Origin of the sequence: Rohdeia mirabilis, from assembly GCA_007750655.1 — a bacterium.
Taxonomy (GTDB): Bacteria; Planctomycetota; UBA1135; order UBA1135.
The window spans coordinates 2,435,537-2,455,653 of record CP036290.1; the positions used below are offsets into that span (position 1 = coordinate 2,435,537).

Consider the following 20,117-nt stretch of genomic DNA (forward strand, 5'->3'; position numbering starts at 1 on the left):
CTCACGCTCGGACGCTCGCTCGCCTGCGCGTTGGCGCTCGCCGCAGCGCCGGCGACACTCGCTGCCGCTGAGCCGGTGGTCGCGATCGCGTCACAGGACGGCGATGGCTCCGCGCCCGAGTTGCCCGCGATCCCAGAGTTCCCGCGAACGATGTCCATGGAGGAGGCGGCGGCGGCCCGCGACCGGGCCATCGACTGGCTCGTCCGCACCCAGCGCGAGGACGGTGGCTGGGGCTCGTCCTCGATCGAACTGTTCGCGGAGAGCGGCTTCTCGGTCGAGACCTACTACGCCTGGCAGGGCGCGAGCCACGGTCTGGCGATCATGGCCCTGCAGTCGGCGCCCTCGACGCCCGAGCGCCTCGCGGCCTTCGAGCGCGCGATCGACTGGATGTGCGAGCAACGCCTGCCCCAGCGCGGGAGCGACTGGGACGTGGACTACTCCTGGTCGGCGCTCTACTGCTTCGTCGCCGCCACGCGCATCGCCGAGGACCCGCGCCTCGCGGGCACGGAGCGACTCGAGCTGCTGGTGCAGCGCGGTCGCGAGTGGTGGGGGATCCTGGAACGCAACGAGACTCCGAGCGGCGGCTGGGCCTACTACGACGACCCGCCCTACACGCGGCGTCCGAAGTGGGCCACGAGCTTCTGCACCGCCGCGGTCGCGCCGGCGATCGAACGGGGCATGCGCCTCGGCTGGATCGAGGATCCGGGCCACCTCGAGCGCGCGATCCGAGTCATGGAGCGGGCGGCTCTCCCGAACGGCGCCTACTCGTACAACGGCTCGGACGCCGTTCCGCGCGCGCCCGTCGGCGAGAGCATCGACACGGTCAAGGGCAGCCTCGGTCGCATCCAGGTCTGTCACTGGGCGCGGCGCGTGCTCGGCGAGCCGTCGATCACGAACGAACGGCTGCGCTGGGGGCTCGACCAGTTCTTCGAGCACCACGTGTTCCTGGACCAGGCGCGCATGCGTCCGATCCCGCACGAGGGCTTCTACGCGAACGCCGGCTACTTCTACCTGTTCGCGCACTACTACGCGGCCGAGGTGATCGAGCTGTTGCCCGAGGACGAGCGCGAGGCCTACCACGCCCAGCTGCGACCGCACCTGGTCAAGTGCCAGCGCGAGGACGGCAGCGTCTGCGACTTCCTCGGCAGCACCTACACGGTGACGGGCGGCACGGCCTACGCGGCATTGGCGCTGGGCCTCGGGATCGCGCGCGACTGAGCGGACCGCGAAGCGACCCGTGGAGCGCCGCTGGTGGTCCACGGGTCGCTAGACTGTTCGCCGATGAAGCCCGAAGACGACCGCGCGGCGCGTTTCGCCGCCTTCTGCGACCGCGTGCTCTCCGAGCGCCTCGACGCGCCCGGACTCGAGTTCCTGGCCCGCGAGCTCGAGCGATCGGCGGTCGCGAGCACGGACGACGCGGCGCGCTTCGGCGTGCGCCTGGGGCTCGCCTCCCGGCACGCGCGACGCCGCCCGCTCGACCTCTCCGACGCAGAACACGACCTCGGGCGTTCGATCGTCCAGGGCCTCGATCCCGAGGCCTGGACCCTGCTCGACGTCCTGCGCGTGCGCCTCGTGCTCGCGCTGCCCGACCTCGCCGGTGAACGCACCGCAGGACTGCTCGAGGAAGCCTTCCGCTACGGCGACGAGGGCGAGACCTGCGCGCTCCTGCGCAGCGTGCCCGTGTTGCCCGCTCCCGAACGCTTCCTCTGGCGTGTCACCGAGGGCTGTCGTTCGAACATGCGCAGCGTCTTCGAGGCCGCCGCCACGGACACGCCCTTCTGCGTCCAGCACTTCGACGACGTGGCCTGGCGCCAGGCGCTGCTCAAGTCGCTCTTCATCGGGGCGCCGCTGTGGCGCGTCTTCGGTGTGGACGAGCGGCTCGACGCGGAGACCCAGCGTATGGCGCTCGACTACGCCGACGAACGCCGCAGCGCCGGCCGCTCCGTTCCGCCGGAGCTGTGGATGCTCCTGGCCGGCGCCGAGCTGGACGAGCGCGCCCTGCATTCGGTCGAGGCCGAGGTGACCGTTGGCCCCGGACCCGCGCGTGCCGGTGCCTACCTGGCTCTCGCTCGCGGCGGCCGGACCGGGATCCTGCGCGCGCACGTCGAGCACGAGACGAACGAGCTGTCCGCCGCGGTGGGTCGGGCGGCACTCGCAGGGCGCCACGACTCGCGCGCCTTCGCCAGCCTGCGCGCGCGCGAAGAGATCGAACTGCTCGGGCCCAACGCCGCGCGACGGATGGCCGTCGACGCCTGAGCCCCGACCGCCGGACGCCCGAGCCCCCCGTTTCCGACCTTCCCGCTCCCCGTGCTCCCGACCCTCGTGCGGTAGACCTCGACCGCGCCGCGACTACAGTTGGCGTGGCCGCGTGCTCGCGCGACCCACGGCGGTCCGCGACCCGGGCCGCGCCGCCCCGACCACCGAACGACCATGCGCTTCTTCGATCCGCACATCCACATGAGCAGCCGCACCACGGACGACTACGAGTCCATGGCCAGGGCTGGAATCCGCGCCGTGATCGAACCGGCCTTCTGGCTCGGGCAGCCGCGCACGAACGTGGGGAGCTTCGTCGACTACTTCTCGTCCCTGATCGGTTGGGAGCGCTTCCGCGCGTCGCAGTTCGGCATCGTCCACTACTGCACGATCGGCCTGAACAGCAAGGAAGCCAACGACGAGGGCCTCGCGCGCGAAGTGCTGGAGCTCTTGCCGCGCTACGCGCTGAAGGAGGGCGTGGTCGCGATCGGGGAGATCGGCTACGACGAGATCACGAAGGCCGAGGAGTTCGCGTTCCAGGCGCAGCTGGAACTGGCGGTGCAGCACGACATGGTCGTGATGGTCCACTCGCCGCACCGGGACAAGAAGCGCGGGATCGTGCGCTCGCTCGACGTCGCGGCCGAGGCCGGACTCGCGATGGAGAAGCTCGTCATCGACCACAACAACGAGGAGACGATCGACGACACCCTCGCGCGCGGTGCGTGGGCGGCGTTCACGATCTATCCGCACACGAAGATGGGCAGCGAGCGGATGTGCGAGATCGTCCGCAAGTACGGTCCCGAGCGCATCATCGTCGACAGCTCGGCGGACTGGGGCATCTCGGACCCCTTGAGCGTGCCGCGCACGGCGGCGCTCATGCTCGAGAAGGGCATCGACCCGGCCTGGGTCGAAAAGGTGACCTGGTCGAACGCGATCGCGGCCTACGGCCAGTCCGGGCAGATCGACGTGGCCGAGCTCGAACGCAGCCCGACGGTGGACCAGACCCAGCTCTTCAGCGAGAACTCCGTCCTGCGCGGTCAGGAGCCGCGGGTGGGCGCGGCGGTCCCGAACTGACGCGCGCGGTCGCCGCCGGGCGTCGGTGTCGTCGAACGCAGCGCAGCCACGACCCGGGACTCCGGGGCGTGGCTGCGTCGCCGTTCGTGGGGCCCTTCGTTCGCGCAGGGTGCGTGCACCGGTGCGCGAGCCAGCGCGTCGCTCAGTGCTTCAGCCCGAGCTTCTTGAGCTTCGGGCTGATGACCGCGCGGCAGTAGGGTTGGTCGCGGTTCGCGAAGTAGTAGTCCTGGTGGTAGTCCTCGGCCTCGTAGTAGGTCGACGCCGGCGTGATCTCGGTCACGATGGGGTCCTCGAAGCGGGCTTGGGCGGCCGCGAGCGACGCGCGCGCGGTGGCCTCTTGCTCGGGCGAGTGGAAGAAGATCGCCGAGCGGTACTGGGTGCCGCGGTCCGCGCCCTGACGGTTGAGAGTCGTCGGGTCGTGCAGGTCCCAGAAGACGTCGACCAGGTCCGCGAAGGACAGGCGCGACGGATCGAAGTGCACCTGCACCACTTCCGCGTGTCCGGTGGTCCCGGTGCAGACCTGCTGGTAGGTCGGGTTCTCGACCGAGCCGCCCATGTAGCCCGAGGTCACGTCGGCGACGCCCTCGATCTGCTCCAGCACCGCTTCGACACACCAGAAGCAGCCGGCCCCGAAGGTGGCGGTCTCGAGCGCGGTGGAGCCAGCGGCGGGCGGGGTCGTGGAGGCGTCGTTCGCGTCGGTCATGGCAGCGGCCGGGGTCGTGTTCGAAGTGGAGTGGGGGCTCGGCGCGGTGGACTCGTTCTCGGCCCGGTCGGTCGGTTGCGCGCAGCCGACGAGAAGGAGTGCGACACTGGTCGCGGCGGTGAGCAGAATGGAACGGAGCATGGTGTCGAGAATAGGTCGCGATCGTGGAAGGTGAGCTGGAAGCCGGCGCGCTACGCACCGAGGACGGCAGCTGGACGCTCCATCGGGATTCCGACGGGGGCGGCGAGGCCTGCCACTCGCGGCACGGAGCGCGCACCGAGGCCCGGCGTCACGCCGAAGTGGTCCTGGGAGCGTTCGAACGGCGCGCCGCGGGTTCTTCGCCGCCGCCGGTCCTGCGGATCCTCGATGTGGGGCTCGGGCCGGGCCTCAACTCGACGGCGGTCTGGGAACGGGCCGAGGGGTTGGGGCTCACGCTCGCAGCCGGATCGTCCGGTCGCCTGGTCCTGTCGGGCCTCGAGATCGACCCGGACCTGGTGCGCCGTTCGCTCGCGCTCCCGGACGATCCGGACGCGGAGTTCGCGCGCCGACACGCGGCTCTGCGCCATGGGCTTCGAGCAGCGCTCGCGGTCGGCGCCGGCGCCCCGTGGAGAGGGGAGATCGCCCCGGGCGTCGAGCTCGAGGTGCTCTTCGGCGACGCACGTGCGACCCTCGCGCGGGCCCAGGCGGGCGAGGCCTTCGACGGCATCCTCCTCGATCCCTTCTCACCGGCCAGCGACGAGAGCCTGTGGACGCCCGAGTTCCTGGGCGCGCTGGCCGCGCGTCTCGCGCCGGGCGGGCGCATCGCCACCTACAGCGCCGCCACGCGGGTGCGCGCCGCCCTCGCTGCCGCGGGTCTCGAGGTCGGGCCGACGCCGCGCCTGGGCGCCAAGGCCGAAGGGACGGTGGCGGTGCGTGGACCCGCCGCGGCCGAGTTCGAACCTCGAACTGCACGTCGGGTGGCCCGCCGCGCTCTCGAACTGCGTGCCGAGCTCGAGCGTGGCGCGGCGCTCGCGTTCCCACCCGTCTCCGAGGACGCGGGAAGCGGAGCGCCTTCGGCCGACGCTCCCGACTGATCCGCGCGTGGATCTCGCCACCGATCGCCTATGATCGTCGGCCCTCGGGCGCGCCACGGCCCATGGGGGCCTGATTGGATCGCTCGGGACGGGCGGAGTCGGACCCTCACCCCCGGCGTTCCCCAGGCCCGACCCGCTCTCCGCCATGACCACCCTCGCCTTCATCGGAACGACCGAACTGATCTGGATCGCGGCCATCGTGCTGCTCCTGTTCGGGGCCCGCAAGTTGCCCGAACTCGCGCGCGCGGCAGGCTCGAGCATCACCCAGTTCAAGAAGGGGCTGAAGGACGAAGAGCTCGAGGGCGGCGCGGCCAAGAAGAGCGAGGACGGCAAGCAGGAGCTGCCCTGATGGTCGCTCGGCGCGGCCTCGCCCCGGGCGGGTCGTACGCCGAACGCACGCGGACCATGCAGCCCCCCGCAGATCGCGACGGCCGCCGGTCGGCGCACGACGAGGACTTCGAAGTGCGCGGTGACGGCGACGTGCACCGAGCCTTGGACGAGGTGGACGAGGGCGCAGCGTCGGCGGCTCGCGCTCGCGCGACCGGACTTGGTGCGCTCGTCCTGTGCGGCGGCGCGAGCACGCGCTTCGGCAGCGACAAGGCACTCGCGGAAGTCGCGGGGACGACGCTGCTCGAGCGCACCTTGGACCTGCTGGCCCAGCGCACCGACGACCTGGTGGTGGCGACCGGACACGCGCCGCGCTACGCGGACGTCCTCGAGCGTTTCCGCGGGCTGCGGGTCGCACTCGATCGCGAACCGGGGCTCGGTCCACTGGCCGGACTCGAAGCGGGCCTGGCTCGTTTCGACCCTCGGTCGTCGGTGCTGGTCGTCGCCTGCGACCTTCCGAACCTCGATCTTCGGACCCTGGACGCGCTCGTGGCCGAGCGCCACCGGGCGGACCTCGACCTGTGCCTGTGGCGCGACGGCGACGGCCTGCATCCGCTGCTCGGGTGCTACCGCGCCTCGGTCCTGCCGGCGGTGCGCGCGGCGCTCGACCGCGGCGAACGGCGTCTGGTCGCGTTCCACGGTGGGGCGGACGTTCCGCCCGCCGGCCGCACGGACGCGCGCTCGCTCGCCGTCGACGTTCCTGCGCGCGACCGATTGTCGCAGGGCGGGCCCGAAAGCTCGGCGGACGTCGCACGCTCGAACGGCACTGTCCCCGCGTTGCGCGTGGGCTATCTGTCTGCGGACGGGACCCGCGACCGGTCGGACCCCGCCGCCAACGCCAACTCGCGTTCCGAACTTCGACGGATCCTCGGGGGCCTTCCGGCGTCCGAGGAGAGTCCGTCCGCGCCCCGTCGGCCCAGCACGCCATGAGCCAGCCCTCCGCCGAACTCATCCAGCTCTTCCAGCCCGTGGAAGAGGGGCTGGACGCCATGCGCGCCTGCCTGACCGGTCAGCTCGAGGAGACGTCGGGCGCCGTCAGCGACATGACCGGGCACGTTTCGCGCTTCCGCGGCAAGCAGCTGCGCGCCGCCCTCGTGCTCCTGTCGGCCAAGGCCTGCGGGACCTACACGGCCGAGCACCCGTCGGTCGCCGCCGTGGTGGAGATGATCCACCTGGCGACGTTGGTGCACGACGACATCCTCGACGGCGCGGAAGTTCGCCGTCGCGTGGCCTGCGTCAACCAGCGCTGGGACAACCAGGTGGCCGTCCTCTTGGGCGACTTCCTCTACGCGCGTGCGTTCGCGCTCTCGACGACGCTGTCGTCGCGTCTGTGCAGTTCGCTGTTGGCCGAGACGACGCGCACGCTGTGCATCGGCGAGATCGAGCAGAGTTCGCGGCGCTACGACTTCGAGGTCGAGCGCGAGACGCTCGAGGGCATCGCGGCCGCCAAGACCGCCAGCCTGTACGCCGCCGCCTGCGAGCTCGGCGCGCGCTACCCCGGCGGTGAGGTCGAGCTGGGCGAGACCATGAAGGGCTTCGGGCGCGACCTCGGACTGGCGTTCCAGTTGGTCGACGACTGCCTCGACCTGGTCGGCGACTCGCGCGTCGTCGGCAAGAGTACGGGCACCGACGTGCAGGACGGCAAGGTGACTCTGCCGGTCTGGTTCGTCTACCGCGACGCGTCGACCGCGGTGCGGGCCGCGATACGCGACGCGTACACGCGCCCGAACGTCGAGGACCGCGCCGCTCTGCTCAAGGAGGTCGTCGACGTGCGACCCGGCGTCGATGCGACCCTCGCCCGGGCCACGGCGCTGCTCGAAGGCGCGCGCGCCCGTCTCGCACCGCTCCCCGAGACGCCCTCGCGCGCCTCGCTCGAAGAGATCACCCGCTTCGTCCTGCGTCGCACCTGGTGAAGCCAGGCCCACTCGACGCTGCCCCTTCGGACCTTCTTCCACGTACCGCGCTCCCCAGATGGCAGACCCGTCAAGCGACACCCCCGAACCGACCGAAGCCACGAAGGCGGGGAGTGCCAAGGGCCCCGGTGAGGCGCGGAAAGTCCCGTACCGCTGGACCTTCGCCACCTCGATCCTCGCCATACTGGTGTTGGTGCAGATCGGCCACCTCGGCCTGATCGCGATCTCGGAACACTGGCGCGTCTACCAGGACCTGCGGCACGACGCCGGTGTCCTGTCGGCGCTGGCCCAGCTGCCGGGAGCGTCGATGCGCACCCTCTACTCGGAAGGCCTGACGCTGGTGCGCGACCTGAGTTTCGTCGGGTTCTCGATCAGCTTCGGTCTCTTCCTGCGTTCGCGCTGGGACGCCGTGAAGCGCTTCTTCCGGTCGATGACGGTCGGGGTCTCGTTGGTCGGCCTGTCGACCCTCGCCATCGCCGTCGGCGTCCTGGTCCCGCAGATCGACCCGGTCGACGACGCGCGTGCACGCGTCGAGTCGCCGGATCGTCTCGGTTCGAACTACGAGGAGCACTTCGAGCAGTTCCAGTTCGCGGTCAGCTACTTCCTGTACCACCTGGGGCACCTGTACGGCGTCGGCATGCCGCAGGCGCAGATCCCGGACGTCGCCCGGTCCGGTCTCGACGAGTTCGGGATGCGCTACGGCGAGGAAGAAGCGTCGAACCGCCGCAAGGGCATGCAGGCGGCCTTCTCGGGGCGCGCGAAGACGGACGCCATCTACGCCTTCGCCACCGAGAACGAGCAGATGCTGCGCGGGTGGTTCGACTTCGCCACGCGCTTCAACCTGAACCGCATCTACCGTTCCCTGTGGTTCGCCAGCTTGATGATCGTGCTGGCGATCGGGATCGCGACGAACACGTTCCACGGCGGTCCGAAGCGCTGGTTCACGGTCAAGAAGTTCGGCTTCTTCGTCGTGCACATCGGGATGCTGACGATGATCGCTGGTGGTGGCCTCAGCCGGACCTACACGGTGCGCGGCCTCTTGCACCTGCACGAGGACGGGCTCGACCTGAACGGGGACGGGGTCTTCCAGCGCGAGCGCAGCGAGATCCCGCCGATCGAGGACGCCTTCTACCAGAGCTACCGCTCGACGTCCGACGCATTGCGCTACCTGCCGTTCGGACTGAGTCTCGAGCACTTCGCGCGCCGCGACTGGCCGGCGATCGAAGTGCGCTTCATCGAGGACGGCCGCGAGGTCGAGTTCGCCTCGCGCCTGCCCAGCTACACGCTCTGGACGGGACGTTCCATCGATCTCGACCAGGTCGAGACCGAGAACGGGCCCGAGCCGCGACTGCGACTGAAGGTGCTCGACCTCCACGAGCGCGCGAACGCCGCCGGCGTCGACGCACGCGAGCGGACCGAGGCCGAGCGCGGCTCGTCGAGTCGACGTCCCGCGATCGCGCTGCGACTGCCGGACATGGCCGCGCTGATGACGATGCGCGAGCTGCCGCCCCAGGGCGAGTGGCCGCAGGTGTCGCGCTTCGTGCCGGCGGTCGGTACGGGCACGGTGACCACGCCCTGCCACGTGGACGAGACGGGCGCCTTCCGTCTCCTCGCGGTGCGCGAGGGCGATCCGGTGGAACGCTTCCCGAGGAACGAAGGGCGCCTCGGTCGGTGCTACGTGCGGCGGGTCGTGAACGGGGCCGAGCAGGACGACGTCATCGACGTGCGACTCGGCGAGGTGCTCGACCTCGGGGACGGCTACCGCGTCGTGTTCCAGCGGGCCACGAAGGAGTACCGCGTCGACCCGCTCTCGGGTGAGGAGCAGACGCCGACGCGTCCGCTCGCCGAGCAGTTCCCGCGCAACCCGGCCGTGTTCGCGCACCTGATCGGACCCGACGGGACGGCCGAGGATCGCGTGCTGATCGACCGTCAGGATCCTGTCGAGCGCGGACTCGTCGCCGACTACGTCTTCGAGGACGTACTCCTGAGCCTCGAGTGGGACGAGTGGACGGCACCCGGCGCCGAGCGGTACGTGCTGCACTGGGACGACACCGGTGCGATCGAGTTGGTCGCGGAGACCGGCGAGCGCACGCCGGTCGAGATCGACGGGACGCGTCTGCCTCTGCCCGGCATCGTGCCCACGTTCCTGGACGCCGTGTACGACGACATCCAGGTCTCGCCGCGCATCGAGTTCCTCGAGCCGTTGAACCGGCCGGACGGTTGGCAGGAGGAGTTCTACTCGAGCGACCCACGCGGTCTCGACCTCGAGGTCACGCTGTGGCCGGAGGACGAATCGCGCCGCAGCACCCAGGTGGTTCGCATGGCGACGACGCCCAACAATAGCGCGAGCATCTGGATCGCGGAGGACCGCAGCTTCTACCTGCGCTTCTTCGAGAACAAGGCCGGCTTCCCGTTCGAGTGGCGCAGCGTCCTGCGCGTGCACGAGCGCGACGGGAACGGCGAGTGGGTCGAGGTGGACCTGGGCAACGAGTACGAGCGCGAGATCCGCGTGAACGACTACTTCACGTACCGCGGCTACCGCATGTTCCAGACCAATGCGAACGACGACCTGCCCGACTACTCGGGAATCGGGATCGTCTACGACCCGGGCATCCCGCTGGCCATGGCGGGCATGTACATCGTGATCGCGGGTGCGGCCTTCGCCTTCCTCGTGCGCCCCGTCGTCCTCGCGCGTCGCAAGCGGGCGCTCGCGACGGTCGTGTCCGAGCCGGCGCGCTAAGCTCGATCAGCATCCATCCACAGACCCATGTCGACCTTCACTCCCATGCTGGCAGCTTCGCTCGGCGACAGCCTGAACCCGTTCGCGTCGCACCTGATGCAGTCCGGGATCTTCCTGCGCTGGGTGAACCTGATCTGCTTGATCGGGTTGCCGATCGCCCTGTGGAGCGCGATCGCACACGCGCGCGCCGCACGGCGGAGCGCCCTCGATCCGACGGCGTCGGTGCCCGACGACGAGCTGCTGCCGGGGCGAGTCCTGCGGCTCGCGCTGCTCGTCGGTATGTTCACGAGCTTCGCCTCGGTCGGCTACCGGTGGGTGGAGGTGAACCACTTCCCGAGCCAGACCATGAGCGAGGTGCTGGTGATGTTCTCGACGGCGCTCCTCGTGTCGATGGCCGTGCTCCAACCGGCACTGGGGCTGCGGCGCTCGCACGGCCACGCGTGGGCGACGGTGGACGACACGTTGGTCGCGCTCGTGTTCGTCGGCACCTGGATGACGAACCACTACAGCACGAGCCTCTCGACGGCCCAGCGCGACCTGCCGCCGGCGCTGCAGTCGTACTGGTTCGCGCCGCACCTGACCTCGCTGATCTTCAGCTACGCGACGCTCGCCATCGCGGCTCTGATCGCCACCGTCTTCTTCGCCCTGCGGTTCTGGGTCATGTTGCGCAGCACGCGACTGGGAAGCACCGCCGTCGGGCAGGGCCTCGTCTGGGCCGTCCTCGTCGGCGTCGGCGTGATGCTGTTCGGCATTCGCAGCGGTGCCGAGTGGGTCCCGAACCCCAACCTGTTCTGGATCGTGCTCGCGCTCGGCGTCGCGGCCGCGATCGTGATGGGCGTCCGCGCCAAGGCGGGTCGCAAGGTCGCGGCGGCTCTGATCCTGACCGTGGCCTGGATGGCGTTCCTACCGTTCGGCCACTTCGTCACGCTGCCGGTGCTGGCGATCGTCGGCATCGTCACCACGGTCATGCACCGGCGCGGCAGTTTCCCGACGGCTGCGCGCGTGACGTCGCTCGAGATGACGCTCGACGAGGTCAGTTTCAAGGCCTTCGCCGTCGGCTTCCCGTTCCTCACGGCGGGGCTCTTCATGGGCGCCTTCTGGGCCCAGGAGGCCTGGGCCAACTACTGGGGTTGGGACAGCAAGGAGAACACGGCGCTCATCAGTTGGCTGATCTACGTGCTGTACGTGCACGTGCGCCTTCTGGGTGGCTACCGCGGGGCCAAGTCGATGGGGGTGCTCGTGGCGGGCGCGCTGTCGATCTTCATCACGTTCCAGATCTTCGGCTACCTGCCCGACAGCCAGAAGTCGATGCACCGCTACACGGACGACGGCGTCGTGCCGCGCGAGGGGATGCAGGGGTCGGCGCCGACGACCTCGGCGCGCGTTGAGTCGAACGAGTCGAGCGGGGAAGCGCCTACGCAGGCACCCACTGCCTCGGAGCGTTGATCGCATGGTGACCGAGCACGCCATGGACACCGAAGGAGCACGGATCATCGACGGCAAGTCGATCGCCGCGGCGGTTCGTGGCGAAGTGGCCCAGCGCGTCGCCGAGCTCGTCGCACGAGGGATCCAGCCCGGGCTCGACGTGGTGCTCGTGGGAGACGACCCCGCCAGTCAGGTCTACGTGCGCAACAAGGATCGTGCGGCCACGCGCGCGGGCTTCCGCGTGCGGACGCACCGTCTGTCCGCCGTCACCTCGCAGGCCGAGCTCGAAGCGCTGGTGGATCGCCTCAACGCCGACGACGAGGTGGACGGCATCCTGGTCCAGTTGCCGTTGCCGCGCGGGCTCGACAGCGACGCCGTCGTGCGCCGCCTCGATCCGGCCAAGGACGTGGACGGCCTGCATCCCTTCAACGTCGCGCGCCTGTGGATGGATCGACCGGGTCTGGTTCCGTGCACGCCGGCCGGCTGCATCGAGATGCTGGATCGCAGCGGTATCGAGATCGCTGGGAAGCGCGCCGTCGTCCTCGGTCGTTCGCTCTTGGTCGGCAAGCCGATCGCGGCCCTGCTGCTCGCGCGGAACGCCACGGTCACGATCTGCCACAGCCGCACGCCCGATCCCGCCGCCGTCTGTCGCGAGGCGCAGATCCTGGTCGCCGCGGTGGGGCGCCCCGAACTCGTTCGCGGCGACTGGATCGCCCCGGGGGCCACCGTGCTCGACGTGGGCATCAATCGCGTCGAAACCGCCGACGGGGCCGGGCGCCTGGTGGGGGACGTGCACTTCGAAGAGGCGCATGCTCGGGCCGGATGGGTGACGCCGGTGCCCGGTGGCGTCGGGCCGATGACGATCGCGATGCTGCTCTCGAACACGGCCACGGCGGCGGCGAACAGGCGCGGACGCACCAGCGCTTGATCGCTGTTGGCCGCTCGCCCGGTCCCGCAGGCGTGACGGCACCGACTCCCGGGCCCGCCGCGGCGCCTCGGGCCTCGACCGTGCCGCTAGGATGCCCCGAGTGAACGCTCTTCGCGAATCGATGCCGTCCGGTGGTGGCGTGTCCTTCCCCCCGCTCACCCCGGTGGTGAAGTGGGTGCTGATCGTGCTCGGCGGCATCTTCCTCGTGCAGTGGATCCTCGGACTCGCCGCGCCCGAGGTCGAGTACGTCCTGGTCGAGTGGCTCGGCCTGAACCACGGCATGTGGTTCGACGCACCGCCGTACTTCCCGGTCTGGCAGCTGCTCACCTACGGACTGCTCCACGGCGGCTTCACGCACGTGCTGTGGAACTGCCTGATCCTGTACTTCTTCGGGACGATGGTGGAGGGCACCGTCGGTTCGCGGCGCTTCGCGTGGTTCCTCGCGGCGGGGACGATCGCGGGCGGGGTGGCGAGCGTCCTGCTCATGGAGATCGTGGGCGCTACGATCCCGACCATCGGAGCCTCGGGCGCAGCCGTGGCCGCCACGCTGGCCGCGGCCACGTTCCACCCGCGGGCGACGATGATCTTCATCTTCATCCCGCTGCCCCTGTGGGTGTTCGCGGTCATCGTGGTGGCCAGGGACTTCTTCCCCGCGGTGCAGATCCTCGCTGGCCAGGGGATGCCGATGGTCGACCACTTCGCCCACATCGGCGGAGCGTTGTTCGGCTTCCTCGCCGTGCGCAAGAACTTCATCTGGGTCGACTGGGGCGGGCGAGTCGAGCTCGCGCTGAAGCGACGCCGCGAACGCGCTCTCGCCGACGACGAGCAGGAACTCGACGAGCTCCTGGCTCGCGTGGGTCGCGAAGGCATCCAGTCGCTCTCTCCGCGCGAGCGGGACTTCCTCAAGCGCATGAGCGAGCGGAAGTCGAAGGGCGGTCGCTGAGCGCAGGCGCTCGGGACTCGCCGTCCGGGCCGCAGGCCCCTGAGCGCGCCCCGCGCCGCGGGTTGGGTCCGTGGCCTGCCCTGCCGGCCTGGTTACACTGCTCGTCCTGGCCGGTATCGCGGATCCCGCACCGCACGACCCACCCATGAAGACGCCGATCCTCACGCCCCTGTTCGTCGCCGTTCCCGCGCTCCTGGTCCTCCCGGCCGTCCTCGCGAGGACGACGGGCGAGGTCCAGCCGGAGCGCCGCGCCGCTCTCGACGAGCCCGGCGTCGCCGCCGTCCTCGAGCCCGGTGCCGGTCGGCGAGCAGCCGTCGTCCGCGACTACAAGGACGACTTCATGCGCGCCTACAAGATCGGCGACCGCAAGGGCATGGCGCGGGTGGCGAAGGATCACACGTCCGAGGTGGCCTACTGGATGTTCGAGCTCGCGTCGGCCATCACCCACACGCCCGACGATGAGCAGGCGAAGCTCTACGACTCGATCTCGCGCGCCTGGGGCGACTCCTTCAACACCGGCTTCGGCGACAACGTTCTGGGCTACTTCGAGAAGCTGACGGACGACGAGCGTCGCTCCCGGGTCGAAGTCCTCGACACCTACCGCCGAGTGACCGCCGACTACCTGCGCAAGCGCGGAGAGGCAACCGACTCGGAGCGCGACGCGGCGCTGCAGGAGATCGGCGCGAGTCTCGACGCGGTCGGCCAGTCCTTCTACGACCTGGGCGACATGTACCACGCGTCGCGCGCCTGGGTCTTCGCCGGCGACGCCTTCAGCCCGCGCGCCGTGCGCGAAGAAGCAGCCAGCCCGACGCGTGAGCTCGAGTACCTGAAGAAGGCGCTCGACGCCTGCAACAAGTTCGACATCGGCGACGCTCAGCACCGGGACACGCGCACGCGGGTCTCGACGCTCGAGATCGCGATCGAGAAGGGGGGCGCGAGCGAGGGCCCCGAGGCCAAGAAGGAGGAAGGCAGCCGTCTGCCCTTCACGTTCGGAGCCGCGCTCGAAGCGAGGGCCGAGGCCGAGACCTTTGACGACGTCAAGAAGCGCGCTCGGCTGCAGTTCGGGTGGGATGCCGACTACCCCACCTGGGAGTCCATCCGATTGACCTCGATCGGGAGCTCTGCGACGCTGCCGGGCGCGAGTGGGGGGCCGCGGATCGAGCGACAGGGCGATCTGTCGATCGTGGTGACCGACGAGGAAGGCGGGGCGCGCTTCTACGAACTCACGACCGAGCCGCAGGTGATCACCACCAAGGTCGGGAGCGGAAGCAGCGCCTACGACTACACCTTCGTCGCGCGGGTCGGCGAGGTCGAGGGGCAGTTCCTCGGCTTCCGCTGCAATCTGAAGCCGACCCCTGATTCGATGACCGTCTACCTGCGGCCCACCGCCGGTTCGACGTTCAGCATCGGGAAGGACGCGATCACCGTCACGGACGACAACCTCGACGGGGTGTTCGGGGCAGGTGTGGCCGACCGCGGCGTGAACGGTCTACCGCGTGGAGTCTTCAGGCCCAGTTTCGACGGTGTCTTCGTCGGCAAGTCGAAGGTCGCCGAGCCCTTCAGCGAGATCATGCGCGTGGGCAAGGACTGGTATCGCATCGAGACGCTCGCCGGCGGCCGGAAGTTCAACGTCTCGCCGGTCGTCGACATGCCGGTCGGAGAACTCCGCCTGGACTACAAGGGAGCGGATCTGGAGTGGGTCGTCGTTCGCGGCGACGGCGTTGGATCGGGCCTCTTCTTCTCCCTGGAGGCCGGCAAGTCGGTCGAGGTCCCGGTCGGCTCGTACCACGTGTACACGGGAGTGGTACGCGAGAAGGATGCGAAGGCGCTGATGGTGACCGGCGACAGTCCGTCGTTCGAAGTGACTGCCGGCGAACAGACGAGGATCCAACTCGGCGGTCCCTTCGGCTACGACTTCTCATCGGCGTTCGTGCCCGACGGAGTTCGAATCCGGGGCGAGTCGGTGCACGTCGTAGGTGTCGGCGGCGAGCACTACCACTTGCTCTGGAACTGCCGGACGGCGCCCGAGGTCCACCTCCGCAAGACGGGGAGCAGCTCGTGGACCCAGGTCGGTCAGCTCGAACTCATCGACAGCGTGAGCGGGATCAGCAACTTCGACGGCGACGGCTGGGCCGCGGCCTGGACGCCCCTCGACAAGATTCTCGAGAACAAGTTGGGGGACGATGTCGAAGTGCGACTCCACGAACGCAAGAACCCGCTCTTCGGTCGGATAGACTCCGATCTCGAGTGAACTCCGGCCGGACCGGGGACTCGAAGGGACGCGTGCAGGCCCGCCGGGGCACGCACGTTCGACCGCATACACCCTGAATCGGGCGCTCGCGATCCGGGCCCCACCGTCGCCGTGCTGGACATCAAGAGGATTCGCCGCGAGCCCGAGGTCGTGAAGGCCGGTGCGCTCAAGAAGCGCATCGCGGTCGACATCGATCGCATTCTCGAACTCGACGAGAGCTCCCGCAGTCGCCAGGTGCGGCTGGACGAGCTGCGCAACATCCAGAAGCAGGCGGGCAAGCTGATCGCCAAGGCCACGCCGGACGAACGCGCGCGCCTCCTCGAGGAGCAGAAGACCGTCAAGGTCGAGCTCAAGGCCTTGGAGGACCTCGAATCGGTCTGCCGCGAAGAGCTGGATCGCCTGCTGCTGACCGTTCCGAACGTGCCGGCGGACGAGGTCCCGGAAGGCGTCGACGACAGCGACAACGTCGAGCTGCGGACCTGGGGCACGCCGACCACCTTCGACTTCGAGCCGAAGGACCACATCGCCGTGGCCGAGGCCCAGGGCTGGATCGACATCGAGTCGGCCGGCCGCATCTCGGGCAGCCGCAACTACATCCTCTTCGGCGATCTCTCGCTGCTCGAGGGCGCCGTGATGCGCTTCGCGCTCGACCACATGGTCGCGAAGGGGTTCGTGCCGGTCTCGGTCCCCACGCTCGTGCGCAACGAGACGATGGTGGGAACCGGCTACTTCCCCGGCGGCGAGGACCAGGCCTACCGCTGTGACGAGCGCGACGACCTGTGTCTGGTGGGGACGGCGGAAGTGCCGGTCACCGCGCTGCACGCGGGCGAGATCCTCGATCTCGCGGCGCTTCCCAAGCGCTACGTCGCGATGTCGTCCTGCTACCGCCGCGAGGCAGGGACGTACGGGCGCGACACGCGCGGTCTGTACCGCGTCCACCAGTTCCTGAAGGTCGAGCAAGTGGTCGTGGACGTGGCCGACGAGGCGGGCAGCATCGCGCACCACCAGTCGATCCTGGCGAACGCCGAGGAGGTTCTGCAGGCGCTCGACCTGCCGTACCGCGTCGTCAACGTGTGCGGTGGCGACCTCGGTCAGCCCCAGATCCAGAAGTTCGACATCGAGACCTGGATGCCCTCGCGCGAGGGGTACGGCGAGACGCACAGTGCTTCGCGGTTCCACGACTTCCAGGCCCGGCGCCTGAACATGCGCTACCGCGACGCCGACGGGAAGGTGCAACACTGCTACACGCTCAACAACACGGTGGCGGCGAGCACGCGGATGTTGATCGCGCTGCTCGAGAACCACCAGCAGGCCGACGGTCGCGTGCACGTCCCCGCGCCGTTGCGACCCTATTTGGGCGGGCGCGAGTTCCTCGGGCGCTCGCTCGACTGAGCGCACCGGCGACAGCGAACACGAGGTCTCTTGGGCCAGAGTCGATCGGCGGGTGCGCCCACACCCACCTGATCGAAGGCGCGCCGCGCACGTGCTCGATCGTGAGGCACGCTGCGCGGCGCGGACTTCGTCGGTCGAGCGCTGCCGTCAGCCCTCCGGTCAGCCCTCCGGTCAGCCGCCACCGCCGCCGCCACCGGCCCCCTGGAAGAGGTCGATGATGCTCTGGGCGTCGTCGCTGATCGTGTCGCTCTGGGCGCCACCGAACGGGTTGTTGCCCGAGGCGTCGAAATCGATCGTTCCGTTTTCGTCGAAGCCCTGGACGTTGAGAGCACCGTTGCCCCCGCCGAGGCCGCCGAAGGGCGAGTCGCCCGCGAGATCGACGCCCGAGCCCGTTCCCGTGTCGGTCGGGGGGCGCAGATCGGGGATGCGTGCGACGGGTTCGGTCTGGAAGGAGAGGAGCAGCGGATTGCCGAGGCGGAACGAGCGCTTGTACTTCACCTTCCTCTGACCCGTGAGCTGGGTGCCCGTGATGAGGCTCGGCGTCATCTCGATCTCCAGTTCGATCTCGATGCGCAGCGGCAGCTCGTTGTTGGGTTCGGACTCGAGGTTCCAGTCGTCCAGGGCCTCCGCGTCGGGGCCGTCCTCGCTGTAGACGAGCACCTGGAAGGACAGGACGCGGTCGTGGAGGAACGAGTAACGGCCACCCTTGAACGGCTCCTCGTCCGCGGCGTAGCCCTCGCGGCGGTAGAGCTCGAGGAAGTAGGGGTCCCCGGGCCGTTCGCGCAGCATGTATCCGACCTCGTTGAAGTCGGCTCGCAGGGCGCGGGTCTCGCCCAGTTCGAACAGCTTGCTGTTCGTCGTGGTGAGCATGTCGATCCGGTCCGCGTTCACGCTCTTCAGCTCGAGCGAGGTGACTCGCAGGACGCCGCTCGGGCGCATGGAGTAGGTCAGGAGCCCCCGCAGGTCGTTCTCGACGAGGTCGAGGATCGCCGGCCCGGCGAGCTGCGTCTCGCGCATGCTGTGCACCATGTCGCGCGTCTCGCGCGCGGCCGAGAGCACCTGGGTGATCGACACGAGGATGGTCGACATGATCACCATCACGACCAGGACCTCGACGACGGTGAAGCCGGAACGGCTCGCGTTCGGCGGTGTGTGACGTCGTCGGCGTGCCCGTTCTCGTCGTTCGTTCGTGGTCTCGGTGTGCATGGTCGTTCGCCGTGATGTGGTCGTTCGTCGTGTGATCGGTCGGCTCAGCGGCTCCGAGCGCCCGAGGTGCCGCTCGAGCGACCCCCTGTGGATCCCGAGCTCCCGCTCGATCCGTTGCCCTGTCCGTTCCCGGCTCCCGAGCCGGCGCCCGAGCTCTCGTCCTCTTCCTCGGGCCCGTAGACCTGGTCCCACGGGATCCAGGCGCGGACGTCGCGGTGGTTCGCGTACTCGCGCGACGCTGGGAAGGAGACGCGCACCATGATCTCCTGGTACGGCTCGCGCGGTTCCTCTTCGTCGTCCTCGCCCGCGCGATTGGTCGTGTCGTTGCGCTCTTCGATCTCCCGCCGCTCGAGATCGCGTTCGCGTTGGTAGGTCCACGAGTCGTGGCGGCCGTCGCTCCCGCGCGAGCCGTCGTCGCTCGGGAAGTTCTCCTCACCGAAGAACACCTCGTACGTGAACTCGGGGTAGTCCTCGCTCGCGTAGCTGCCCTCGATGCCGAACTCCGCGTCCTCGGCGTAGCGGCCGGCCGCAACCTCGCCGAGCGTCATGCGAGCGAGCTGGTCCGCGAGCTTGAGGTTGCGCGTGTAGTAGGCCTGGGCCTTCGCGCCGCCGAGGCCCTGGATCAAGAGGACCAACGCGATGCCGACAATGACGATCGTCACCGCGACCTCGGCCAGGGTGAAACCGCTCGCCGATGCGGGGCGAGTGGGGGTGCGGACGATGGACCTCATGAGTCGAAGTCTCCGTCGTCCAGCTCTTCGCGCTCGTAGATGCCCGGGTGGAAGCGGATCAGTCCCGTCAGGGGCAGGACTTCGATGGTCGATTGGATGGGGGGATCGGCGCGCTGCTCGAGGACCACCGTGTGCGCGTTGGACGAGCCGACGGCGTCGAAGCGCACGAAGACCTGCTCGTCCGCGGCGAACTCGTCGCCGTCGATCTCGATGCTGTAGAAGCGCAGGTCGTCCGCCAGCTGGTGGCGCATGAGCGGTTCGCGCTGCTCGGGGTCCGGCTCGTAGTTTCCCTCCTTGCCGAATGGCGGGAGGATCCAGTACTCGCGGCTGCCGAGGTCGTAGACGATCTGGTACTCGGCCGAACGCGAGATCGCCTCCGAGCGCGCGGTCTGGATCATGTTCGACAGCCGGCGGACCTCGGCCGAGAGGGACTCACGCGGGAGGATCGCCTCCCAGGACACGGTCACGATGCTCGCGATGAGGCCGATGATCGCGACCACGACCATCAGCTCGATCATCGAGAAGCCACCACGGCCGGTCCTGGGCGCGCGACGCGTCGCGCACCCCGGGACGGACCGCCGGGCTGTGCCGCGTCCGTGCACCGCGATCAGCGATCCTCGTCGCCGAAGAGGTCGAAGTTCGAGATGTCGGCGGCTTCGCCTTCACCGTTGGGGGCCTTGTCCGAGCCGAGCGTGAACACGCGGGGCTTGCCGCCGGAGCCAGGCTGCGGCGGTTCGTACTGGTAGGGCTCGTTCCAGGGGTCCTTCGGGATGCGCGCGAGGAATCCCTCGCCGCCGCCGGGCGGGTTGATCAGTTCGTCGAGCGACTCGGGCCACTGACCGGCGTTGGTCATCTTGTGGCTCTCGAGCGCGGTCATGATGCCCGTGATGTCGGCCTTGACCCGAGTGGACTGGGCTTGACCGAAGAACGCTCCGAGACGCGGCACGACCAGGGTGGCGAGCAGACCGATGATGACGATGACGACCATCATCTCGGCGATCGTGAAGCCGCCGCGGCGGCCTTTCGAGTGTGTGACTTTCATGGTGGTGTGAGGGCCGTTCCAGCGGGGCTGCCCCGACTCGGGGGTCCGCCGTGGAA

18 protein-coding genes are annotated in these 20,117 nt (G+C 69.5%); 13 read left to right on the plus strand and 5 right to left on the minus strand.

Annotated features, from left to right (window positions below):
* Positions 1-150 precede the first annotated feature (150 nt).
* The 3 genes from Pla163_RS09070 (at position 151) to Pla163_RS09080 (ending at position 3,327) form a co-directional block, all read left to right on the plus strand.
* On the plus strand, positions 151-1,218 hold the full coding sequence (locus Pla163_RS09070) for a prenyltransferase/squalene oxidase repeat-containing protein (protein ID WP_145186834.1): 1,068 nt from the start codon (positions 151-153) through the stop codon (positions 1,216-1,218).
* 63 nt (positions 1,219-1,281) lie between these two features.
* Complete coding sequence (locus Pla163_RS09075) at positions 1,282-2,256, plus strand: EboA domain-containing protein (protein ID WP_145186837.1); 975 nt, start codon at positions 1,282-1,284, stop codon at positions 2,254-2,256.
* Positions 2,257-2,430: 174 nt separating this feature from the next.
* On the plus strand, positions 2,431-3,327 hold the full coding sequence (locus Pla163_RS09080; protein ID WP_145186840.1) for a TatD family hydrolase: 897 nt from the start codon (positions 2,431-2,433) through the stop codon (positions 3,325-3,327).
* Between the two features lie 142 nt (positions 3,328-3,469).
* On the opposite strand, the gene msrA is transcribed toward Pla163_RS09080, so the two are convergent.
* Positions 3,470-4,171, minus strand: coding sequence for a peptide-methionine (S)-S-oxide reductase MsrA (gene msrA / locus Pla163_RS09085; protein WP_419186486.1), 702 nt, complete (start codon positions 4,169-4,171; stop codon positions 3,470-3,472).
* Between the two features lie 23 nt (positions 4,172-4,194).
* Here msrA and Pla163_RS09090 point away from each other — a divergent pair, with 23 nt between their 5' ends.
* The 10 genes from Pla163_RS09090 to serS all read left to right on the plus strand — a co-directional run bounded on the left by Pla163_RS09090 (position 4,195) and on the right by serS (position 17,082).
* Complete coding sequence (locus Pla163_RS09090) at positions 4,195-5,103, plus strand: MnmC family methyltransferase (RefSeq protein ID WP_419186487.1); 909 nt, start codon at positions 4,195-4,197, stop codon at positions 5,101-5,103.
* A gap of 145 nt (positions 5,104-5,248) precedes the next feature.
* On the plus strand, positions 5,249-5,452 hold the full coding sequence (locus Pla163_RS09095) for a Sec-independent protein translocase subunit TatA/TatB (RefSeq protein WP_145186846.1): 204 nt from the start codon (positions 5,249-5,251) through the stop codon (positions 5,450-5,452).
* A gap of 56 nt (positions 5,453-5,508) precedes the next feature.
* Positions 5,509-6,420: a molybdenum cofactor guanylyltransferase gene (mobA, locus tag Pla163_RS09100; protein WP_419186488.1), complete on the plus strand. Its 912-nt coding sequence runs from the start codon at positions 5,509-5,511 to the stop codon at positions 6,418-6,420.
* Positions 6,417-7,403: a polyprenyl synthetase family protein gene (locus tag Pla163_RS09105; protein ID WP_145186852.1), complete on the plus strand. Its 987-nt coding sequence runs from the start codon at positions 6,417-6,419 to the stop codon at positions 7,401-7,403. Before mobA ends, Pla163_RS09105 begins: the two co-directional genes overlap by 4 nt.
* Before the next feature lie 58 nt (positions 7,404-7,461).
* Positions 7,462-10,143 (plus strand): hypothetical protein, encoded by a 2,682-nt coding sequence (locus Pla163_RS09110; RefSeq protein WP_145186855.1) that lies wholly within the window; start codon positions 7,462-7,464, stop codon positions 10,141-10,143.
* A gap of 27 nt (positions 10,144-10,170) precedes the next feature.
* Positions 10,171-11,589, plus strand: a complete 1,419-nt coding sequence (ccsA, locus tag Pla163_RS09115) for a cytochrome c biogenesis protein CcsA (protein ID WP_145186856.1) — start codon at positions 10,171-10,173, stop codon at positions 11,587-11,589.
* A gap of 22 nt (positions 11,590-11,611) precedes the next feature.
* Entirely contained in the window at positions 11,612-12,496 is an 885-nt protein-coding gene (gene folD, locus Pla163_RS09120) for a bifunctional methylenetetrahydrofolate dehydrogenase/methenyltetrahydrofolate cyclohydrolase FolD (RefSeq protein WP_145186858.1), read from the plus strand.
* 100 nt (positions 12,497-12,596) lie between these two features.
* Entirely contained in the window at positions 12,597-13,439 is an 843-nt protein-coding gene (locus Pla163_RS09125) for a rhomboid family intramembrane serine protease (RefSeq protein WP_419186489.1), read from the plus strand.
* 145 nt (positions 13,440-13,584) lie between these two features.
* Positions 13,585-15,690, plus strand: a complete 2,106-nt coding sequence (locus tag Pla163_RS09130) for a hypothetical protein (RefSeq protein WP_145186864.1) — start codon at positions 13,585-13,587, stop codon at positions 15,688-15,690.
* 111 nt (positions 15,691-15,801) lie between these two features.
* On the plus strand, positions 15,802-17,082 hold the full coding sequence (serS, locus tag Pla163_RS09135) for a serine--tRNA ligase (protein ID WP_145186867.1): 1,281 nt from the start codon (positions 15,802-15,804) through the stop codon (positions 17,080-17,082).
* Between the two features lie 171 nt (positions 17,083-17,253).
* On the opposite strand, the gene Pla163_RS09140 is transcribed toward serS, so the two are convergent.
* The 4 genes from Pla163_RS09140 to gspG are packed head-to-tail and all read right to left on the minus strand — an operon-like array spanning position 17,254 to position 20,061.
* Positions 17,254-18,288: a prepilin-type N-terminal cleavage/methylation domain-containing protein gene (locus Pla163_RS09140; RefSeq protein ID WP_145186870.1), complete on the minus strand. Its 1,035-nt coding sequence runs from the start codon at positions 18,286-18,288 to the stop codon at positions 17,254-17,256.
* 44 nt (positions 18,289-18,332) lie between these two features.
* Positions 18,333-19,019 carry a type II secretion system protein gene (locus Pla163_RS09145; RefSeq protein ID WP_145186873.1) on the minus strand — a complete coding sequence of 229 codons (687 nt, stop codon included), beginning with the start codon at positions 19,017-19,019 and terminating at the stop codon, positions 18,333-18,335.
* A complete protein-coding gene (locus Pla163_RS09150; RefSeq protein ID WP_419186490.1) occupies positions 19,016-19,621 on the minus strand; it encodes a pilus assembly FimT family protein in 606 nt (201 codons plus the stop codon). Before Pla163_RS09150 ends, Pla163_RS09145 begins: the two co-directional genes overlap by 4 nt.
* Positions 19,622-19,626: 5 nt before the next feature.
* The gene (gene gspG, locus Pla163_RS09155) at positions 19,627-20,061 is read right to left on the minus strand and encodes a type II secretion system major pseudopilin GspG (RefSeq protein WP_145186879.1); all 435 of its coding nucleotides are present in this window, start codon (positions 20,059-20,061) and stop codon (positions 19,627-19,629) included.
* Between the last annotated feature and the right edge of the window lie 56 nt (positions 20,062-20,117).